Source organism: Bifidobacterium sp. M0404, from assembly GCF_016101415.1.
Classification (GTDB): Bacteria; Actinomycetota; Actinomycetes; order Actinomycetales; family Bifidobacteriaceae; genus Bombiscardovia; species Bombiscardovia polysaccharolytica.
The window spans coordinates 973,627-987,406 of sequence record NZ_JACFQP010000001.1 but is presented as its reverse complement, the minus strand read 5'-3'; the positions used below and the strand labels follow the sequence as shown (position 1 = coordinate 987,406).

Here is a 13,780-nt window from a genome sequence, read left to right as displayed (position 1 = left end):
GGGGGGGGGGGGCTTATAAGCCACTGGTTTTCCCGCTTCAGGCGTCAGTGGCAGTTGCAGGTCATGATCGCTCCAGGCATCCTCTTCATGGTGGTCTTCAACTTCATTCCAATATATGGTCTGGTGCTGGCCTTCAAGAACTACACCGTCGTCGATACCATCGGTGACTCCCCCTGGGTGGGCCTGGACAACTTCCGGATTATTTTGTCGGACAAATACTTCTGGGATTCCGTCTGGAACACCCTGGGCATCAGTTCAATTAAATTGATACTGGGCTTCATTCTGCCCATCATCCTGGCCGTCATGATTTACGAGGTTCCCTGGGGGCCCTTCAAGAAAATCGTGCAGACCCTGACCTACCTGCCCCACTTCTTCTCCTGGATCATTCTGGGAGGCATGATGATCAGCTGGCTCTCATCCAACGGTCTGCTCAACCAGATACTTCAGATTTTTGGCTTCCAGGCCAATACGAACTACCTTCTGGATGCGGGCAAATATTGGGGGATAGCCTCCTTGTCAGACGTGTGGAAAGAGGCCGGGTGGGGTACCATCCTCTACCTGGCAGTCATGTCCAACATCGACCCTTCCCTTTATGAGGCGGCGGAGATGGACGGGGCATCCAAGATCCAGCGTATATGGCACATCACCTTGCCTGAAATCAGCGGGATGGTCACCCTCAATCTGATCCTCTCCGTATCGGCTCTCTTCAATTCCAACCTGGACCAGACCCTGGTCCTGATGAACTCTCAGAACCAGCCCAAGGCGGAGGTTATCAACTCATACGTCTACAGAATGGGTCTGACACAGGGCGACTTCTCCTATGCCACAGCCGTCGGCCTGGGGGTTTCGGTCATATCGGTCATCCTCCTGGTGGCCACCAACCTGTTGAGCAAAAGACTCAACGACAACCAGTCGGTGCTCTGAGGAGGAACCATGCCCAAAGTCAAACAAGATGCTGCTTCTGTCGCTCCGAGCCGGAGGATCCGCCACAGCTCGGTCACCTTTACCATCGTCAACTGCGCCCTTCTGGTGGTCTTCACCCTTCTGATCGTCGTACCAGTATGGAACATCGTTATCTCGTCGTTTTCCTCCTCCAAGGCCCTGGGAAGGGGGGTAGCCTTCTGGCCCAAGGAGTTTTCCCTGGACAACTACACCTACGTTCTGGAGGACAAGACCATGTGGAACGCCTTGTTCATTTCTGTGGCCAAGACGGGTGTGGGAGTGGTATGCCACACCCTATTCTGCGCCCTCTTCGCCTACCCGATGAGCAAGGCCTACCTGGCAGGGCGTAAGCTCTACTCGGCCATGGGGATCGTGACCATGTTCTTCTCCGGTGGGATGATCCCCACCTTCCTCCTGATCAAGTCCCTGGGACTGCTCAACACTTTCTGGGTATACATAATCCCGGCCCTCTTCAGCTATTACGACATCATCATTCTGATGAACTTCTTCCGCCAGATTCCTGACTCCCTGATGGAGTCGGCCAGGATCGACGGTGCGAGTGAATGGAGGGTCTTCCGGTCAGTGGTTCTTCCCTTGTCGATGCCCGGGGTCGCCACCATCGGTCTCTTCCACGGGGTGGCCCAATGGAACGATTTCATGACCACCAAGCTCTATGTCAACAATGAGGCTCTATACCCGCTTCAGATGCGTCTGTACGACATAATCGTCCAGTCCCAAGCGGCCACACAGAACGCCAACATGGGTCATCTAGTCCTCGATACAACCTCGCGCGGAGTCAGGCTGTCTACCATCATCATCACGGTTCTGCCCATCCTGGTGCTTTACCCCTTCGTTCAGCGGTATTTCATCAGTGGTTCCATGGCCGGTGCGGTCAAGGGCTGACTGGTCGTCATGGATCGAGAAGAGCTAAGGAGCATTCATGCGTAAGAAAACGATTTTGTGCAGAAGGTTGAAGTCCCTCTGCGCGGTGGTGATGATCCCAGCGGTCTTGGGTGGTCTTGCGGCCTGCGGGATCGACAACAGCTACACATCGCACACGGTGGCCCAGTTGCCAGCCCCGGCCTACAGTCCTTCACCCGACAAGCCGGCCTGGCAGATCGACGGACGTAAGGACAACAAGCTCCTGTGGTATGTCAACGCCGATTGGTGGAACAAGTCCTTCGGAAAGGACATGGTCACCCGTCAGATCAAAAAGGACCTGAATGTGGACATCGAGTTCGTCACGGGAGATGACAGCAAACTCAATACTTATTTCGCCGGCGGTGACCTGCCGGATCTGATCACCGTCCTGGACGCCAACTCCCGGGTGGTCAAGGCAGCCAAGAACTGGGCATACCCCCTTGATGACCTGGCCGACAAGTACGACCCGTACTTCCACAAGGTGACGGCCAAACAGACCATGGACTGGTATCGTCAAGACGATGGGAAAACCTACGGATACCCCTCTTATTCCAACACGGAGAAGGACTACGGGGACGGGACCGTGCATGCCTCAAGCGGTTTCATTATCCGCAAGGATGTGTTGGCTGCCATCGGAAAGCAGGATTTCACCACTCCGGAGGGTTTTCTGGCTGGGATGAGGGCTATCAAGGAGAAGTTCCCCGACCTGATCCCCTTTGGCTTCAATGAGTTCAACGGGACCAATTCCTCTCTGGACGTGACCTTGCAGAACACTCTGGGAGTCCCGACCACCAAGGCCGGCCACCGCTTTTACGATCGAAGGGAGGACAAGGACTATCTGACCTGGCTGGACACCTTCCGCCGTTTGCACGCTGCGGGTGGGATATCCGATGATTCCTTCGCTGATGACGGCGATGCCTTCAATGAGAAGATACAGTCAGGCAAGTATGCCAGTATATTCATGGCCAGCGTGGTCAACCACGGCCTCTGGCTCCAGACGTGGGCCACCGCCCATCCCGACAGCCAGTATGTGGCTATCGACGGTCTGCGCAGCACTCAGGGGCGCAAACCCACACTAACCGATACTGGTCTGAGCGGCTGGACCATAAACTTCATCAGCAAGGGTTGCCGGAATCCCTCCAAGGCCATCCAGGTCTTCACCTACCTTCTGAGCGACTATGGGCAGATGTTGGTCAACTATGGGTTTGAGGGGAAGACCTACACCAGGGGGCCGGGCAAGATTGTCAGGTGGACACCCGAAGCCAACAAGGTTAGGTTGACCGACAGCAAGAAGTGGCAGAATGAATACCGGATGGCCGAATTCGTTCTCTTTGGCCACGATCGCTACAAGGCGCTCAACCCGGATTCCTTTACCGATGCGGTCCGTCAGATCCAGAATTTCGGACAGCCTTGGCTGACCACCCAGTACGAGATAGAGAATATAGCCCCCGACCAGGGCACTCTCCAGGCTCGTTCCTACTCGGCAATCGAGACCAAATGGTCGACCATCCTGGTCTCCCTGATGAGGAGCGGATCCGAAAAGGACTTCAAAAATTTGGTGGAGCAGTACGGCCAGTTCCAAAAGGAGAACAGGATTGACGAAATCAATAAGATACGAGATGCAAAGATCGCTGCCAACCTGAACAGGCTCAAGGGTTCGCAGACCAGGAGCTGAGGGAATGACGATTAGGATTTTCCTCAACAGCAGGGCAGGCCACGTAAGTGAAAAACTTAAGCCGGTTGGAAGGGGAGCCGTTGATTGGCGGGGCGGTCGACAGATAGGTGAAGGCTGTCCGAGCGTCATCCTGGCGACCGATCCTTCTACCTACCTGGTTTGCTACCGTTTGCCTTCTCGAACCGGGCGGTGCCTCATGAGGGCCCTCTCCGACCTGACGCGGGTAATCAGCCTGTCTCTTCTGCGCAACCCAATGTGGTTCTATGACTGTTCCCACCGCCCCAACACCTATGACGACCCCAACGGTGGCCGGGAGGGCAGGTTCCTTATAAACTTCTCCTTCAGTATCCGCAAGGATCTCTGCCGGGGTTTGGACCGGACCGGTTTGCAAACGAATATCCTGGGATATGACCACAACTGGAACCGGACAGACTACATATGGGACCTCATCGACATGGCGTGTGGGGTCCTAGACGGAATCGCCTGTTGCTGGTATGACATCAGACCCGAAAGTCAGGCGAAGGTCAGCGCGCCGAGGTCTGTTTACGGGGCCTGTGTCACGGAGGGTTCGGAGGGAGAGTGGATACCCAGACTTCACCAGAACTTGGCCCGCCTGATGTCCATTGGTATCGAGTTCATGCGCCATAAGGCCCGCTGCCTGGTCCTGTGGAATCTCACGCTGGACAAGAAGGGCGGGCAGGTCATCTCCGGATTCGGTACCAGTACCTGTCGAGACCTGGTCACGGAGGACCGAAGAGGAAGGATTACCAGTAATCTGGGCTGCTGCGGTCTTGCCCGATTTAGTCGATTCATCAGGCCAGTCGCCAGAAGGATCAGTATGGAACAGGCCGACGACCTGTCCGATTTTCCCCTTGGGAACACTGACGGAAGCCAGGTGGCTGTCCTTTACAACAGACGACGGAGGAAGATCAGAATTGGGGTCCGTTTCGTCCTCGGCCGCCGGAGTCAGGAGGCGGAACCGACCCTCTGGACCGTGATGGCTGTGACCCTTGTCTGCGGACCGGGCCCAGTGGAGGGCCTATGAGCAGGATCTTCGCTCTGGACGGTCCCCTTTACCGTTGCCTGGATAAGGGCTGGCAGCTCCTCAAGTTGAACCTTCTTTTTCTCGTCTCCTGCCTTCCCTTGGTGACGGTTGGGGCCGGACTGACTGCCCTTTTCGCTGTGGTTTTCGCCCTGCAGGAGGAGGGAACTGTCCGGGTGGGTGTCCGCTATTGGAAGGCTTTCAAGGCACGCCTGGCCAGGTCGACCCAGGTCTGGCTCCTGGTCGTGGCCGTGCTAACTGCCTTAGTGGGGGCTTACTTCCTTTTGGCAAATCTCACGCGGGGGTCTCAACCGGTCCTCCTTACCTTTATGGTCCTGGTGGCCTTCCTTCTTCTGGCGGCCATGCCCCTCTTCCCCCTCCTGGCCTTGGGTCTGTCCTCCGACCTTGGCGGAGCCGGAGCCTCCATTATGTCGGACCAGAGCCTCAAGAACCCCTCCCTTGGAAAACTCCTGAGGACTTCGCTAGGTGTGGGGGTCGGGCATGTCCTGGAATGCGGAGGAATGTTCCTCCTCCTAGCCCTCACCTGCCTGCTTCCTATCTTCCTGCCTAGACTCTGGCCACTATGGCTCCTTTTTGCCGGCTCCCTCCTGGCCTTCCTCCAGGCCTGGCTTTTTCGTCGAGCTTGCGGGGCCCTGCCGGTCCGAGCCCGTCCAGATCAGGCAAAAGGCAGAGGCAGTGAACGGTCCACAGGGGGTGATGGTCTTGATGGCGGAGACCGACCTGGCCCCGGCAGGCGATGAAGGGGAAGGAGAAGCTGGCATGATCCGGAAGGTGAAGAAGACAGATGGGCCGAGCGATGGTGGTGATCACACCCGCCACCGCCCTGAGACTCTGCACAAGCGGGAAGAGATATTGAAGGCTGCCCTTGATGTTTTCGGCCGGAAGGGGGCTGCCAAGGGTACCCTTGAGGAGATTGCCGACAAGGTGGGGATGACTCGGGCCGGCATCCTCCACCATTTCGGTTCAAAGCGCAAGCTCCTGATTGAGGTCCTCAGATACAATGATCAAGCCGAAGTGGCCGACCTCCCTGACAGGAAGATGCCCGGAGGTAGTGCTGGTTTCGATCACCTCTTGCAGACCATCGTCAATCATGCCCGCAATCCCGAGATCGCCCGCTCCTTCATCACGCTCTCTTCGGAATCCATCACCGAGGGGAATCCCGGCCATCCATTCTTCAGAGAACGGTATGCCAGTCTCCGTCAAGAGGTGGCCGAGTGGATGGTGGAGCTGGGCCGCGACCGGGGAAAGGCAGTGGACCGGGATCTTGCACTGATGGCCTCTTCATCCATACTGGCTCTTATGGACGGCCTCCAGCTCCAGTGGTTGATGGATGAGGGGGAGGAGGGGCAGATTGACATGGTCCGGACCCTCTCCTTCGCCATGCATGTGATCGTAGCGGCCGCGCTGGGAAACCAGATGACTGGCCGGGAGGGCGAACCTGACACTGGGACAGGGGGAGGTTGGGGGTGAGGTGGCCCAGTCAGCGGTGCGGTGGAACGGGTCCGCCTAATGAATTGTCCGCCTGGTGAACCGGATTCCCCTCTTTCCTTAGGCGATGATACTATCCATTCATAGTGGGCCTTGATCCGTCATCAGCGGGGAGCCCTCGGAAGAACGGGAACGCTTGTAGCGGTCCTCAGTAGAACCGACGGGCGGGCCCGCATAGCCCAGTTCAAGCGGTCCGGCGCGGGTCATTGGCCGGGCAAGCGAGGTGGTACCGCGGTGGGCCTCATGGGCTCCTCGTCCTCGACATGGCGACATGAACGACCAGCGAGGAGCGTGAACGGTGAATCAGACCACTGATACCTCAGATGCGACAAATCGGGATGGCGAAGTCTATCCCAAGGCGGTGGTGGACCCGGCTCTGGCCAAGGTGACGCCCAATCCCTCCTTCCCCCACATGGAAGAGTCCGTCCTGGACTATTGGGATCAGGACGACACCTTCAACAAGTCGGTGGATCGTCGTCCATCCGGCGATCATGCCGACAACGAGTTCGTTTTCTTTGACGGCCCGCCCTTCGCCAACGGCCTGCCTCACTACGGTCACCTGCTGACCGGCTATGTCAAGGATGTCATTCCCCGCTACCAGACCATGAAGGGCCACAAAGTCAACAGGGTCTTCGGTTGGGACACCCACGGCCTGCCCGCCGAGCTGGAGGCCCAGCGCGAGCTCGGCATCGACAGCGTGGATCAGATCGAACAGATGGGCATCGAGAAGTTCAATGACGCCTGCCGCGCTTCTGTGCTCAAGTACACCAACGAGTGGAAGGACTACGTCCACCGTCAGGCCCGCTGGGTGGACTTCGACCACGGATACAAGACCCTGGATGTCTCCTACATGGAGTCGGTCATGTGGGCCTTCAAGACCCTCTATGAGAAGGGCCTGGCCTATGAGGGCTACCGGGTGCTGCCCTACTGCTGGAAGGACCAGACCCCGCTGTCCAACCACGAGCTGCGCATGGATGCCGATGTCTACCAGGACCGGCAGGACACCACCGTCTCCGTGGCCGTCAAGCTCAGGGACGAGGATGCCTATGCGGTCTTCTGGACCACTACTCCCTGGACCGTGCCCACTAACCTTGCCATCGTTGTCGGCGCTGACATCGAGTACTCGGAGGTCAGTCCGGTGTCCGGACCATTCGCCGGCAAGCGCTTCTACATCGCTACGGCCCGTCTGGGCGATTACGCCAAGCAGCTGGGGGAGGACTACCAGGTGGTCCGCACCCTCAAGGGGTCCCGGATGGAAGGCTGGCGGTACTGGCCGGTCTTTCCCTACTTCGCCGGAGAGCAGGCCGAATCCGAGGGCGGCACCCCCGGCCCCAATGCCTATACCATTTACACGGCCGACTACGTCGACACTGTGGAGGGCACCGGCCTGGTCCACCAGGCTCCCTATGGCGAAGACGATATGAACACCCTGAATGCCAAGGGCATCCGCAGCGTGGACGTCCTCGATGCTGGTGCTGTCTTCACCGAGCAATGCCCCGATTATCAAGGCATGCAGGCCTTCGATGCCAACATGCCCATCGTCCGCAACCTGCGTGCAGGCGACGGCCCCCTGGCACAGATTCCTGCCGAGCACCGCGCTCTCCTCTTCCAGGAGAAGAGCTACGTCCACTCCTACCCACACTGCTGGCGTTGCGGCACCCCGCTGATTTACAAGCCGGTCTCCAGCTGGTTCGTCTCCGTGACCAAGATCAAGGACCGCCTGCTGGAACTCAACCAGCAGATCAACTGGATCCCCGAGAATGTCAAGGACGGCCAGTTCGGCAAATGGCTGGCCAACGCCCGCGACTGGTCCATCTCCCGCAACAGGTTCTGGGGCTCGCCTATACCGGTCTGGGTCTCGGACGATCCCAAGTACCCTCGGGTGGATGTCTATGGGTCCCTGGATGAGCTCAAGCAGGACTTCGGCCGTTACCCGACCGATGACAAGGGGCAGATCAACATGCATCGGCCCTGGATCGATCAGCTGACCAGGCCCAACCCCGACGATCCGACCGGCAAGTCCACCATGCACAGAATCACCGATGTGCTGGATTGCTGGTTCGAGTCAGGCTCCATGCCCTTCGCCCAGTTCCACTACCCCTTCGAAAACAAGCAGTATTTCGAAGACAGGGATCCCTGCGATTTTGTGGTGGAGTACATCGGTCAGACCCGCGGTTGGTTCTACACCATGCACATCATGTCCACAGCCCTCTTCGACCGGCCGGCCTTCAAGAACGTAATCTGCCATGGCATCGTCCTGGGCTCCGACGGACAGAAGATGAGCAAGCACCTGCGTAACTATCCGGACGTGAATGAGGTCTTCGACAAGTACGGATCCGATGCCATGCGCTGGTTCCTGATGAGCTCTTCCATCCTGCGCGGCGGCAACCTGGTCGTCACCGCCGATGGCATTCGCGACACGGTCCGTCAGGTCATGCTGCCGGTCTGGAGCTCATACTACTTCTACACGCTCTATGCCAATGCGGCCAACAAGGGCGCCGGCTACCAGGCCCAGGCGCTGACACCGGACCGTGTGGCCGACCTGCCGGAGATGGATCGCTTCCTGCTGGCACGGACCCGTCGGCTGATCCAGTCGGTGCAGAAGGCCTTGGACGACTTCGCCATCTCGGAAGCCTGCGATGCGGTGACTGACTTCATCGATGTGCTGACCAATTGGTACATCCGCAACAACCGCGACCGCTTTTGGAGCGAGGATCACCAGGCTTTCGACACCCTCTACACAGTCCTGGAGGCCTTTGCCCGTGTTCTGGCCCCGCTGGCGCCCATGGAAGCCGAGCAGATCTGGCGAGGGCTGACCGGCGGTGAGTCGGTACATCTGGCCGACTGGCCCTTCCTGGCCGACGAGGCCACCGGGCAGGAGACCCAGCTGGGACAGGTCCTGCGCGACGATCCTGCCCTAGTAACCGCCATGGAGAAGGTCCGCGAGGTGGTTTCGGCCACCCTGGCCCTGCGCAAGGCCGAGCAGATCCGCGTCCGCCAGCCCCTGTCTCGGTTGACCGTGGTGGTTCGTGACCCCGATGCGGCCCGCTCCTATGTGGACGTGCTCAAGTCCGAGCTCAACATCAAGGATGTGGAGTTCTGCACCCTGGACCAGGCCGGCCAGCATGGCCTGCGAATCATCCACGATCTCAAGGTCAATGCCCGTGCGGCCGGACCCCGACTGGGCAAGCAGGTCCAGTTCGTCATCCGGGCCTCCAAGCAGGGCGACTGGTCTGAGCAGGACGGCCATGTGGTCGTCACTACCCCCGACGGACCGGTGGCCTTGGAGCCAGGTGAATACGAACTGGACAATCGGATCGAGCAGGAGGACGACTCCCAGGCCGATCGATCGGCCTCTGCAGCCCTGCCCACCGGTGGCTTCGTCATCCTCGACACCCAGCTGGATGACAATCTCTTGGCCGAGGGCTACGCCAGGGATCTGATTCGCCAGGTTCAGGATGCCCGGAAGACCGCAGGTCTGGACATCGCTGACCGGATCCATCTGACCCTGACCCTGCCCGGAGAGGATGCCCCCAAGGCCCAGCAGTTCAGCGACTTGATCGCCCGAGAGACCCTGGCCACCAGCCTGACCGTCAACGCCAGCGATCTGGATCAGCCGCAGGTCAATTTGGTCAAGGCCTGATCGTAGCTGTACAAAAGGGCTTCCATCCTGTATCAGATGGAAGCCCTTTTCCATTTGACCTACCTGGCCGGGTGTCCGCTTGTGGCACACTTGGCCGTGCAGTAGGCAGCGAAGTTTGCAGATCAGCCTTTGACCTTGTCGCTGACCTGGTCCAGGGTCTGCATATCCTTGTCGCTCAGTTCCAGATGGGCAGCGGCCAGGAGGGCCGGCAGCTGCTCAGGGATGCGCGCAGAGGCGATAGGGGCCGCAATCCCAGGCCTGTGGTTGAGCCAGGCCAGGGCTACGGTGGCCAGTTCGACCCCGTGGGCCTTGGCGATGCCGTCCATGGCGGCGACCACATCCAGCCCCTCCTGGGTGAAGAAGTCCTTGACCATGCCCTCACGCTGCTTGCCCTTGAGGTCGTCCATGGTCCGGTACTTGCCCGTCAGGAAGCCCGAGGCCAGTGAGAAGTAAGGGAAGACCGCCAGATTCTCGTCCTTGGCAACTGGCATAAGGCCATTCTCATAGTCCTTGCGGTAGACCAGATTGTATTGCGGCTCCAGGGCCACCGGCAGGGTCAGGCCTTCCTTGCGAGCAATGCTGAACCACTCGCGGATCCGGACCGGTGTGTAGTTGGACAGGCCGATGGCCCGGACCTTGCCCTCCTTGACCAGCTTGTCAAAGGCTGCTGCGGTCTCCTCCAAGGGGGTGGAGCTGTCGTCGAAGTGGGCGTAGTAGAGATCGATTACATCCAAGCCCAGCCTGAGCAGGGAGGCATCGGCAGCGGCCTCGATATTCTTGGCCGAAAGACCGGAGTACTGGGGGTGCTGGCTGACCTTGGTAGCCACCAGGACCTTGTTGCGGTTGCCATTCTTGGCCAGCCAGCGGCCCAGGACGATCTCGGATTCGCCGCCGGAGTGGCCGGGGGCCCAGGCTGAGTAGACATCAGCCGTGTCGATCAGGTTGCCTCCTGCTTCCGTGTAGGCGTCCAGAACCTGGTCAGACACAGATTCATCGCTGGTCCATCCGAAGGTGTTGCCGCCAAGGACCAGGGGGAAGATTTCGGCGTCGATGCCGCGTAGTTTTGCCATGTTCATCCTTTCGGGTTGAAGGCTTGTTAAGCCGAGTCTATTACGGCTTCAGTGCCCGAACAGATTATTCAGACGAGTCCATCATGTATGGTGATGAGAGGGAAGGCCGGAATGGTGCGGTTTTCAGGTCCGGCATCCAAGGGTTTTAAGCTCGAAGGAGAACACTCATGCATCTAGGCATCGCCATTGTGATCGCCGTGCTGGTCCTGGCGCTGATCATCTTCCTCCTGGGGATTTTCGTGGTTCCCCAGCAGCAGGCAGACGTCATTGAGCGCTTCGGCAAGTACCACCGTGTGGTGCTGGCGGGCATCCATGCCAAGATCCCCTTGGTGGACCGGATAGCTGCCAAAACCAACCTGCGGGTCAATCAGCTGAACGTCAAGCTGGAGACCAAGACCAAAGACAATGTCTTCGTCACTGTGGAGGTCTCCGCACAGTTCCGTGTGGAGGCGGCCAACGTGGCTACGGCATACTACGAGCTGGTCGATCCGGCGGGCCAGCTGCGCTCCTACATGGAGGATGCTCTCAGGTCAGCCATTCCCGCGCTGAGCCTGGATGACGCCTTCGCCCGCAAGGATGACATCGCCTCCGACGTTCAGCAGACCGTGGGCCAGGAGATGCAGCGTTTCGGATTTTCGGTCATCAAGACCTTGGTCACCGCCATCGATCCTTCCACCCAGGTCAAGCAGGCCATGGACTCCATCAATGCGGCCCAGCGTGAGAAGGAGGCCACCAGGGAGCGTGCCGAGGCCCGTCGGATCGAGATTGAGACCCAGGCCAGGGCGGATGCCGAAAAGACCAGGATGCAGGGCGAGGGCCAGGCCAACTACCGGCGGGAGATCGCCAACGGCATTGTGGATCAGATCAACAGTCTTCGGGCCGTAGGTATGGATATCGATGCTGTCAACAACGTGGTGCTCTTCAACCAATATCTGGATGTGATGCGTTCGCTGGCCGAGTCCGACAATGCCAAGACTCTGGTTCTGCCAGCGGCGACCCCCGGCGGCTACAACGAGCTCTTCAACCAGATGACCGCAGCGCTGATGACTGCCCAGAGCAGCCAGGGGAGTGCGGATCCCCGCCACGGTCGCAGGAGTGCAGGCACAGAGAGCGAGACCGGGGCGCCAATACTGTAAGGTTCGTAAAAGAGCTCGACCAAAACAGGAAAAGGAAAAGTCCGCATGGAGAGTCGTGCGGGGACGGGGTTCAGCTTTCCAGGAAGTCGGCTATGGCCTCGGCGGCCCGATAGCCCTTGTCGTACATGGCGTTGAGTCCCTTGAGTGACTTGCTCAGTGTGGTCAGCCCGCACAGGCTGTCCGGGGCCAGGATGAGCACCTGGCCCTCCTTTTCGGCCTGCTTGGCCAAGGCGACCTCGTCATTGTAGGTGCGGTAGCGCTCCATCAGGCGCTCGCCGGCCGCTGGATAGGTCCTCGACAGGATCCGGGCCGGCAGGACATCCTTCTTCTGCTCGCGCAGAATATCCCTCTGGCGGGTCAGAACCAGAACGATGCGTTCATAGCCCTCGTCCATGGCCTTGCGGACCGGCACCGGGTCGGCGATGCCGCCGTCCAGATAGGGCACTCCATCGATCATGTAGGGCTTGTTGGCTACCGGCACGGTGGATGAGGCCTTGAGGATGTCATAGTCGTCCTGAGCCAGGTCGGACTTGTCAAAGTAGACGGTGGATCCGTCAGTGGCCTTGCAAGCCACTACGGTGAACAGGGCCGGGTTGGCCTTCAGAGCCTGGTAATCCAGCGGGCATTCCCCATTGTGCGCCGAAAGTTTGCCGTAGACGTAGTCCAGGTCGACGAAGGTGTGCTTGGTCAGGAAGTTGCTCACGCTCGCATACTCCTTGCGGGAGGAGTAAACGGTGTAGAAGCGGTAGCAGCGTCTGAGCTGGCCCGACAGGAATGAGGCCAGATTGGCACTGCCAGCCGAGACCCCGTAGCAGTGATCGAAGGTGATGCCCTGCTCCATGCAGCGGTCGAAGACGCCGGCACCGAAGATGGACCGGTAGCCGCCGCCTACGTCAATGACGGCTGTTCTTTTGCGTGCCATGAGCACCTCGTTTTCTGACAGAGATCCGCGCTTGATGACAGCTTATGCGTGAACGTTGGACAAGCTGTTCAGGGGCGGCAGGAGGCCAGCAGCCGCTTGGACAAATCCAGCATAGCCGATGAGGAATCAGAGTTGGCGATCTGTACTCTGCCGGGACCAGGACCCTGGTTGAGGGCATCGTCTTGGGCCAGCAAATCCTTGAGGTGGCGGGCCGTTCCCGGGTTGCCGTCGATCAGTGCCAGGCTGGGCGGGCAGATGCGGGCGATGGACTGGCGGAAGAAGACGAAGTGGGTGCAACCAAGGACCAAGGCGTCCAGTGTCTGTAGATCATAGGGGTCCAAATAACGGTGCAGGGTGGCCTCGACCAGGGCCTGGTCATTCAGCCTGTCAGACTCCACAATGGTCACCAGATCCGGGCAGGGCTGGGTGAGGATGGTGTGCCTGCCGGAGAACCGAGCCATCAGGCGCGAGAACTTGGCCTCCTTCAAGGTCAGCGGGGTTGCCGTGACCAGAACCCGTTGGGGTCGGCCTCCGCCTCGGGTGCAAGCCAGCTTCAGGGCTGGCTCCATGCCGATGACAGGAACCGGGTAGCGTTGGCGCATCTCATCCACGCAGACGCTGGTGGCGGTGTTGCAGGCGATGACCATGGCCTTTACGCCCTGATCCATGAATCGGTCGCCGATGATTTGGCAGCGCCGGGCAATCTGGGCCGGCTCCTTGGTGCCGTAGGGGGCGTAGGCGGAATCGCCGAAGTAGAGCAGATTCTCTTGGGGCAGAAGCTTCTGGATGGCTGCGGTGACGCTCAGACCGCCGAGCCCGGAGTCGAAGATCCCGATCGGTGCATCTGATGCCATATGATCTGCTCCTTTCGCAGCCGAAGAACCAGCCTAGCCTGTCGCCGAAGGGCCGTACGCTACAAG

The 13,780-nt window shown here is 59.3% G+C and carries 11 protein-coding genes; 8 read left to right on the top strand and 3 right to left on the bottom strand.

Features of this window, described 5'->3' with window-relative positions; all coding sequences use genetic code 11:
* The 7 genes from H3T93_RS04065 to ileS form a co-directional block, all read left to right on the top strand.
* The coding region (locus H3T93_RS04065) for an ABC transporter permease (protein WP_198214735.1) at positions 1 to 924 on the top strand (924 nt) is incomplete at its 5' end.
* A gap of 9 nt (positions 925 to 933) precedes the next feature.
* Positions 934 to 1,845, top strand: a complete 912-nt coding sequence (locus H3T93_RS04060; RefSeq protein WP_144176749.1) for a carbohydrate ABC transporter permease — start codon at positions 934 to 936, stop codon at positions 1,843 to 1,845.
* Between the two features lie 37 nt (positions 1,846 to 1,882).
* On the top strand, positions 1,883 to 3,538 hold the full coding sequence (locus H3T93_RS04055; RefSeq protein ID WP_198214734.1) for a sugar ABC transporter substrate-binding protein: 1,656 nt from the start codon (positions 1,883 to 1,885) through the stop codon (positions 3,536 to 3,538).
* A 616-nt stretch (positions 3,539 to 4,154) separates the two neighbouring features.
* Positions 4,155 to 4,583: a hypothetical protein gene (locus H3T93_RS04050; RefSeq protein WP_144176750.1), complete on the top strand. Its 429-nt coding sequence runs from the start codon at positions 4,155 to 4,157 to the stop codon at positions 4,581 to 4,583.
* Entirely contained in the window at positions 4,580 to 5,341 is a 762-nt protein-coding gene (locus H3T93_RS04045) for a DUF624 domain-containing protein (RefSeq protein ID WP_144176752.1), read from the top strand. Before H3T93_RS04050 ends, H3T93_RS04045 begins: the two co-directional genes overlap by 4 nt.
* 19 nt (positions 5,342 to 5,360) lie before the next feature.
* The gene (locus tag H3T93_RS04040) at positions 5,361 to 6,071 is read left to right on the top strand and encodes a TetR/AcrR family transcriptional regulator (protein ID WP_144176753.1); all 711 of its coding nucleotides are present in this window, start codon (positions 5,361 to 5,363) and stop codon (positions 6,069 to 6,071) included.
* A gap of 316 nt (positions 6,072 to 6,387) precedes the next feature.
* Positions 6,388 to 9,732 carry a mupirocin-resistant isoleucine--tRNA ligase gene (gene ileS, locus H3T93_RS04035; protein ID WP_144176754.1) on the top strand — a complete coding sequence of 1,115 codons (3,345 nt, stop codon included), beginning with the start codon at positions 6,388 to 6,390 and terminating at the stop codon, positions 9,730 to 9,732.
* A gap of 122 nt (positions 9,733 to 9,854) precedes the next feature.
* Here ileS and H3T93_RS04030 read toward each other — a convergent pair whose 3' ends face one another.
* Positions 9,855 to 10,802, bottom strand: coding sequence for an aldo/keto reductase (locus H3T93_RS04030; protein ID WP_144176756.1), 948 nt, complete (start codon positions 10,800 to 10,802; stop codon positions 9,855 to 9,857).
* Positions 10,803 to 10,969: 167 nt separating this feature from the next.
* On the opposite strand from H3T93_RS04030, the gene H3T93_RS04025 reads away from it, so the two are divergent.
* Positions 10,970 to 11,938 (top strand): SPFH domain-containing protein, encoded by a 969-nt coding sequence (locus tag H3T93_RS04025; RefSeq protein WP_046322627.1) that lies wholly within the window; start codon positions 10,970 to 10,972, stop codon positions 11,936 to 11,938.
* Between the two features lie 70 nt (positions 11,939 to 12,008).
* On the opposite strand, the gene H3T93_RS04020 is transcribed toward H3T93_RS04025, so the two are convergent.
* Both H3T93_RS04020 and murI read right to left on the bottom strand, forming a co-directional pair.
* On the bottom strand, positions 12,009 to 12,860 hold the full coding sequence (locus H3T93_RS04020; RefSeq protein ID WP_144176758.1) for a patatin-like phospholipase family protein: 852 nt from the start codon (positions 12,858 to 12,860) through the stop codon (positions 12,009 to 12,011).
* Positions 12,861 to 12,928: 68 nt separating this feature from the next.
* Complete coding sequence (murI, locus tag H3T93_RS04015) at positions 12,929 to 13,714, bottom strand: glutamate racemase (RefSeq protein ID WP_144176760.1); 786 nt, start codon at positions 13,712 to 13,714, stop codon at positions 12,929 to 12,931.
* Positions 13,715 to 13,780 lie beyond the last annotated feature (66 nt).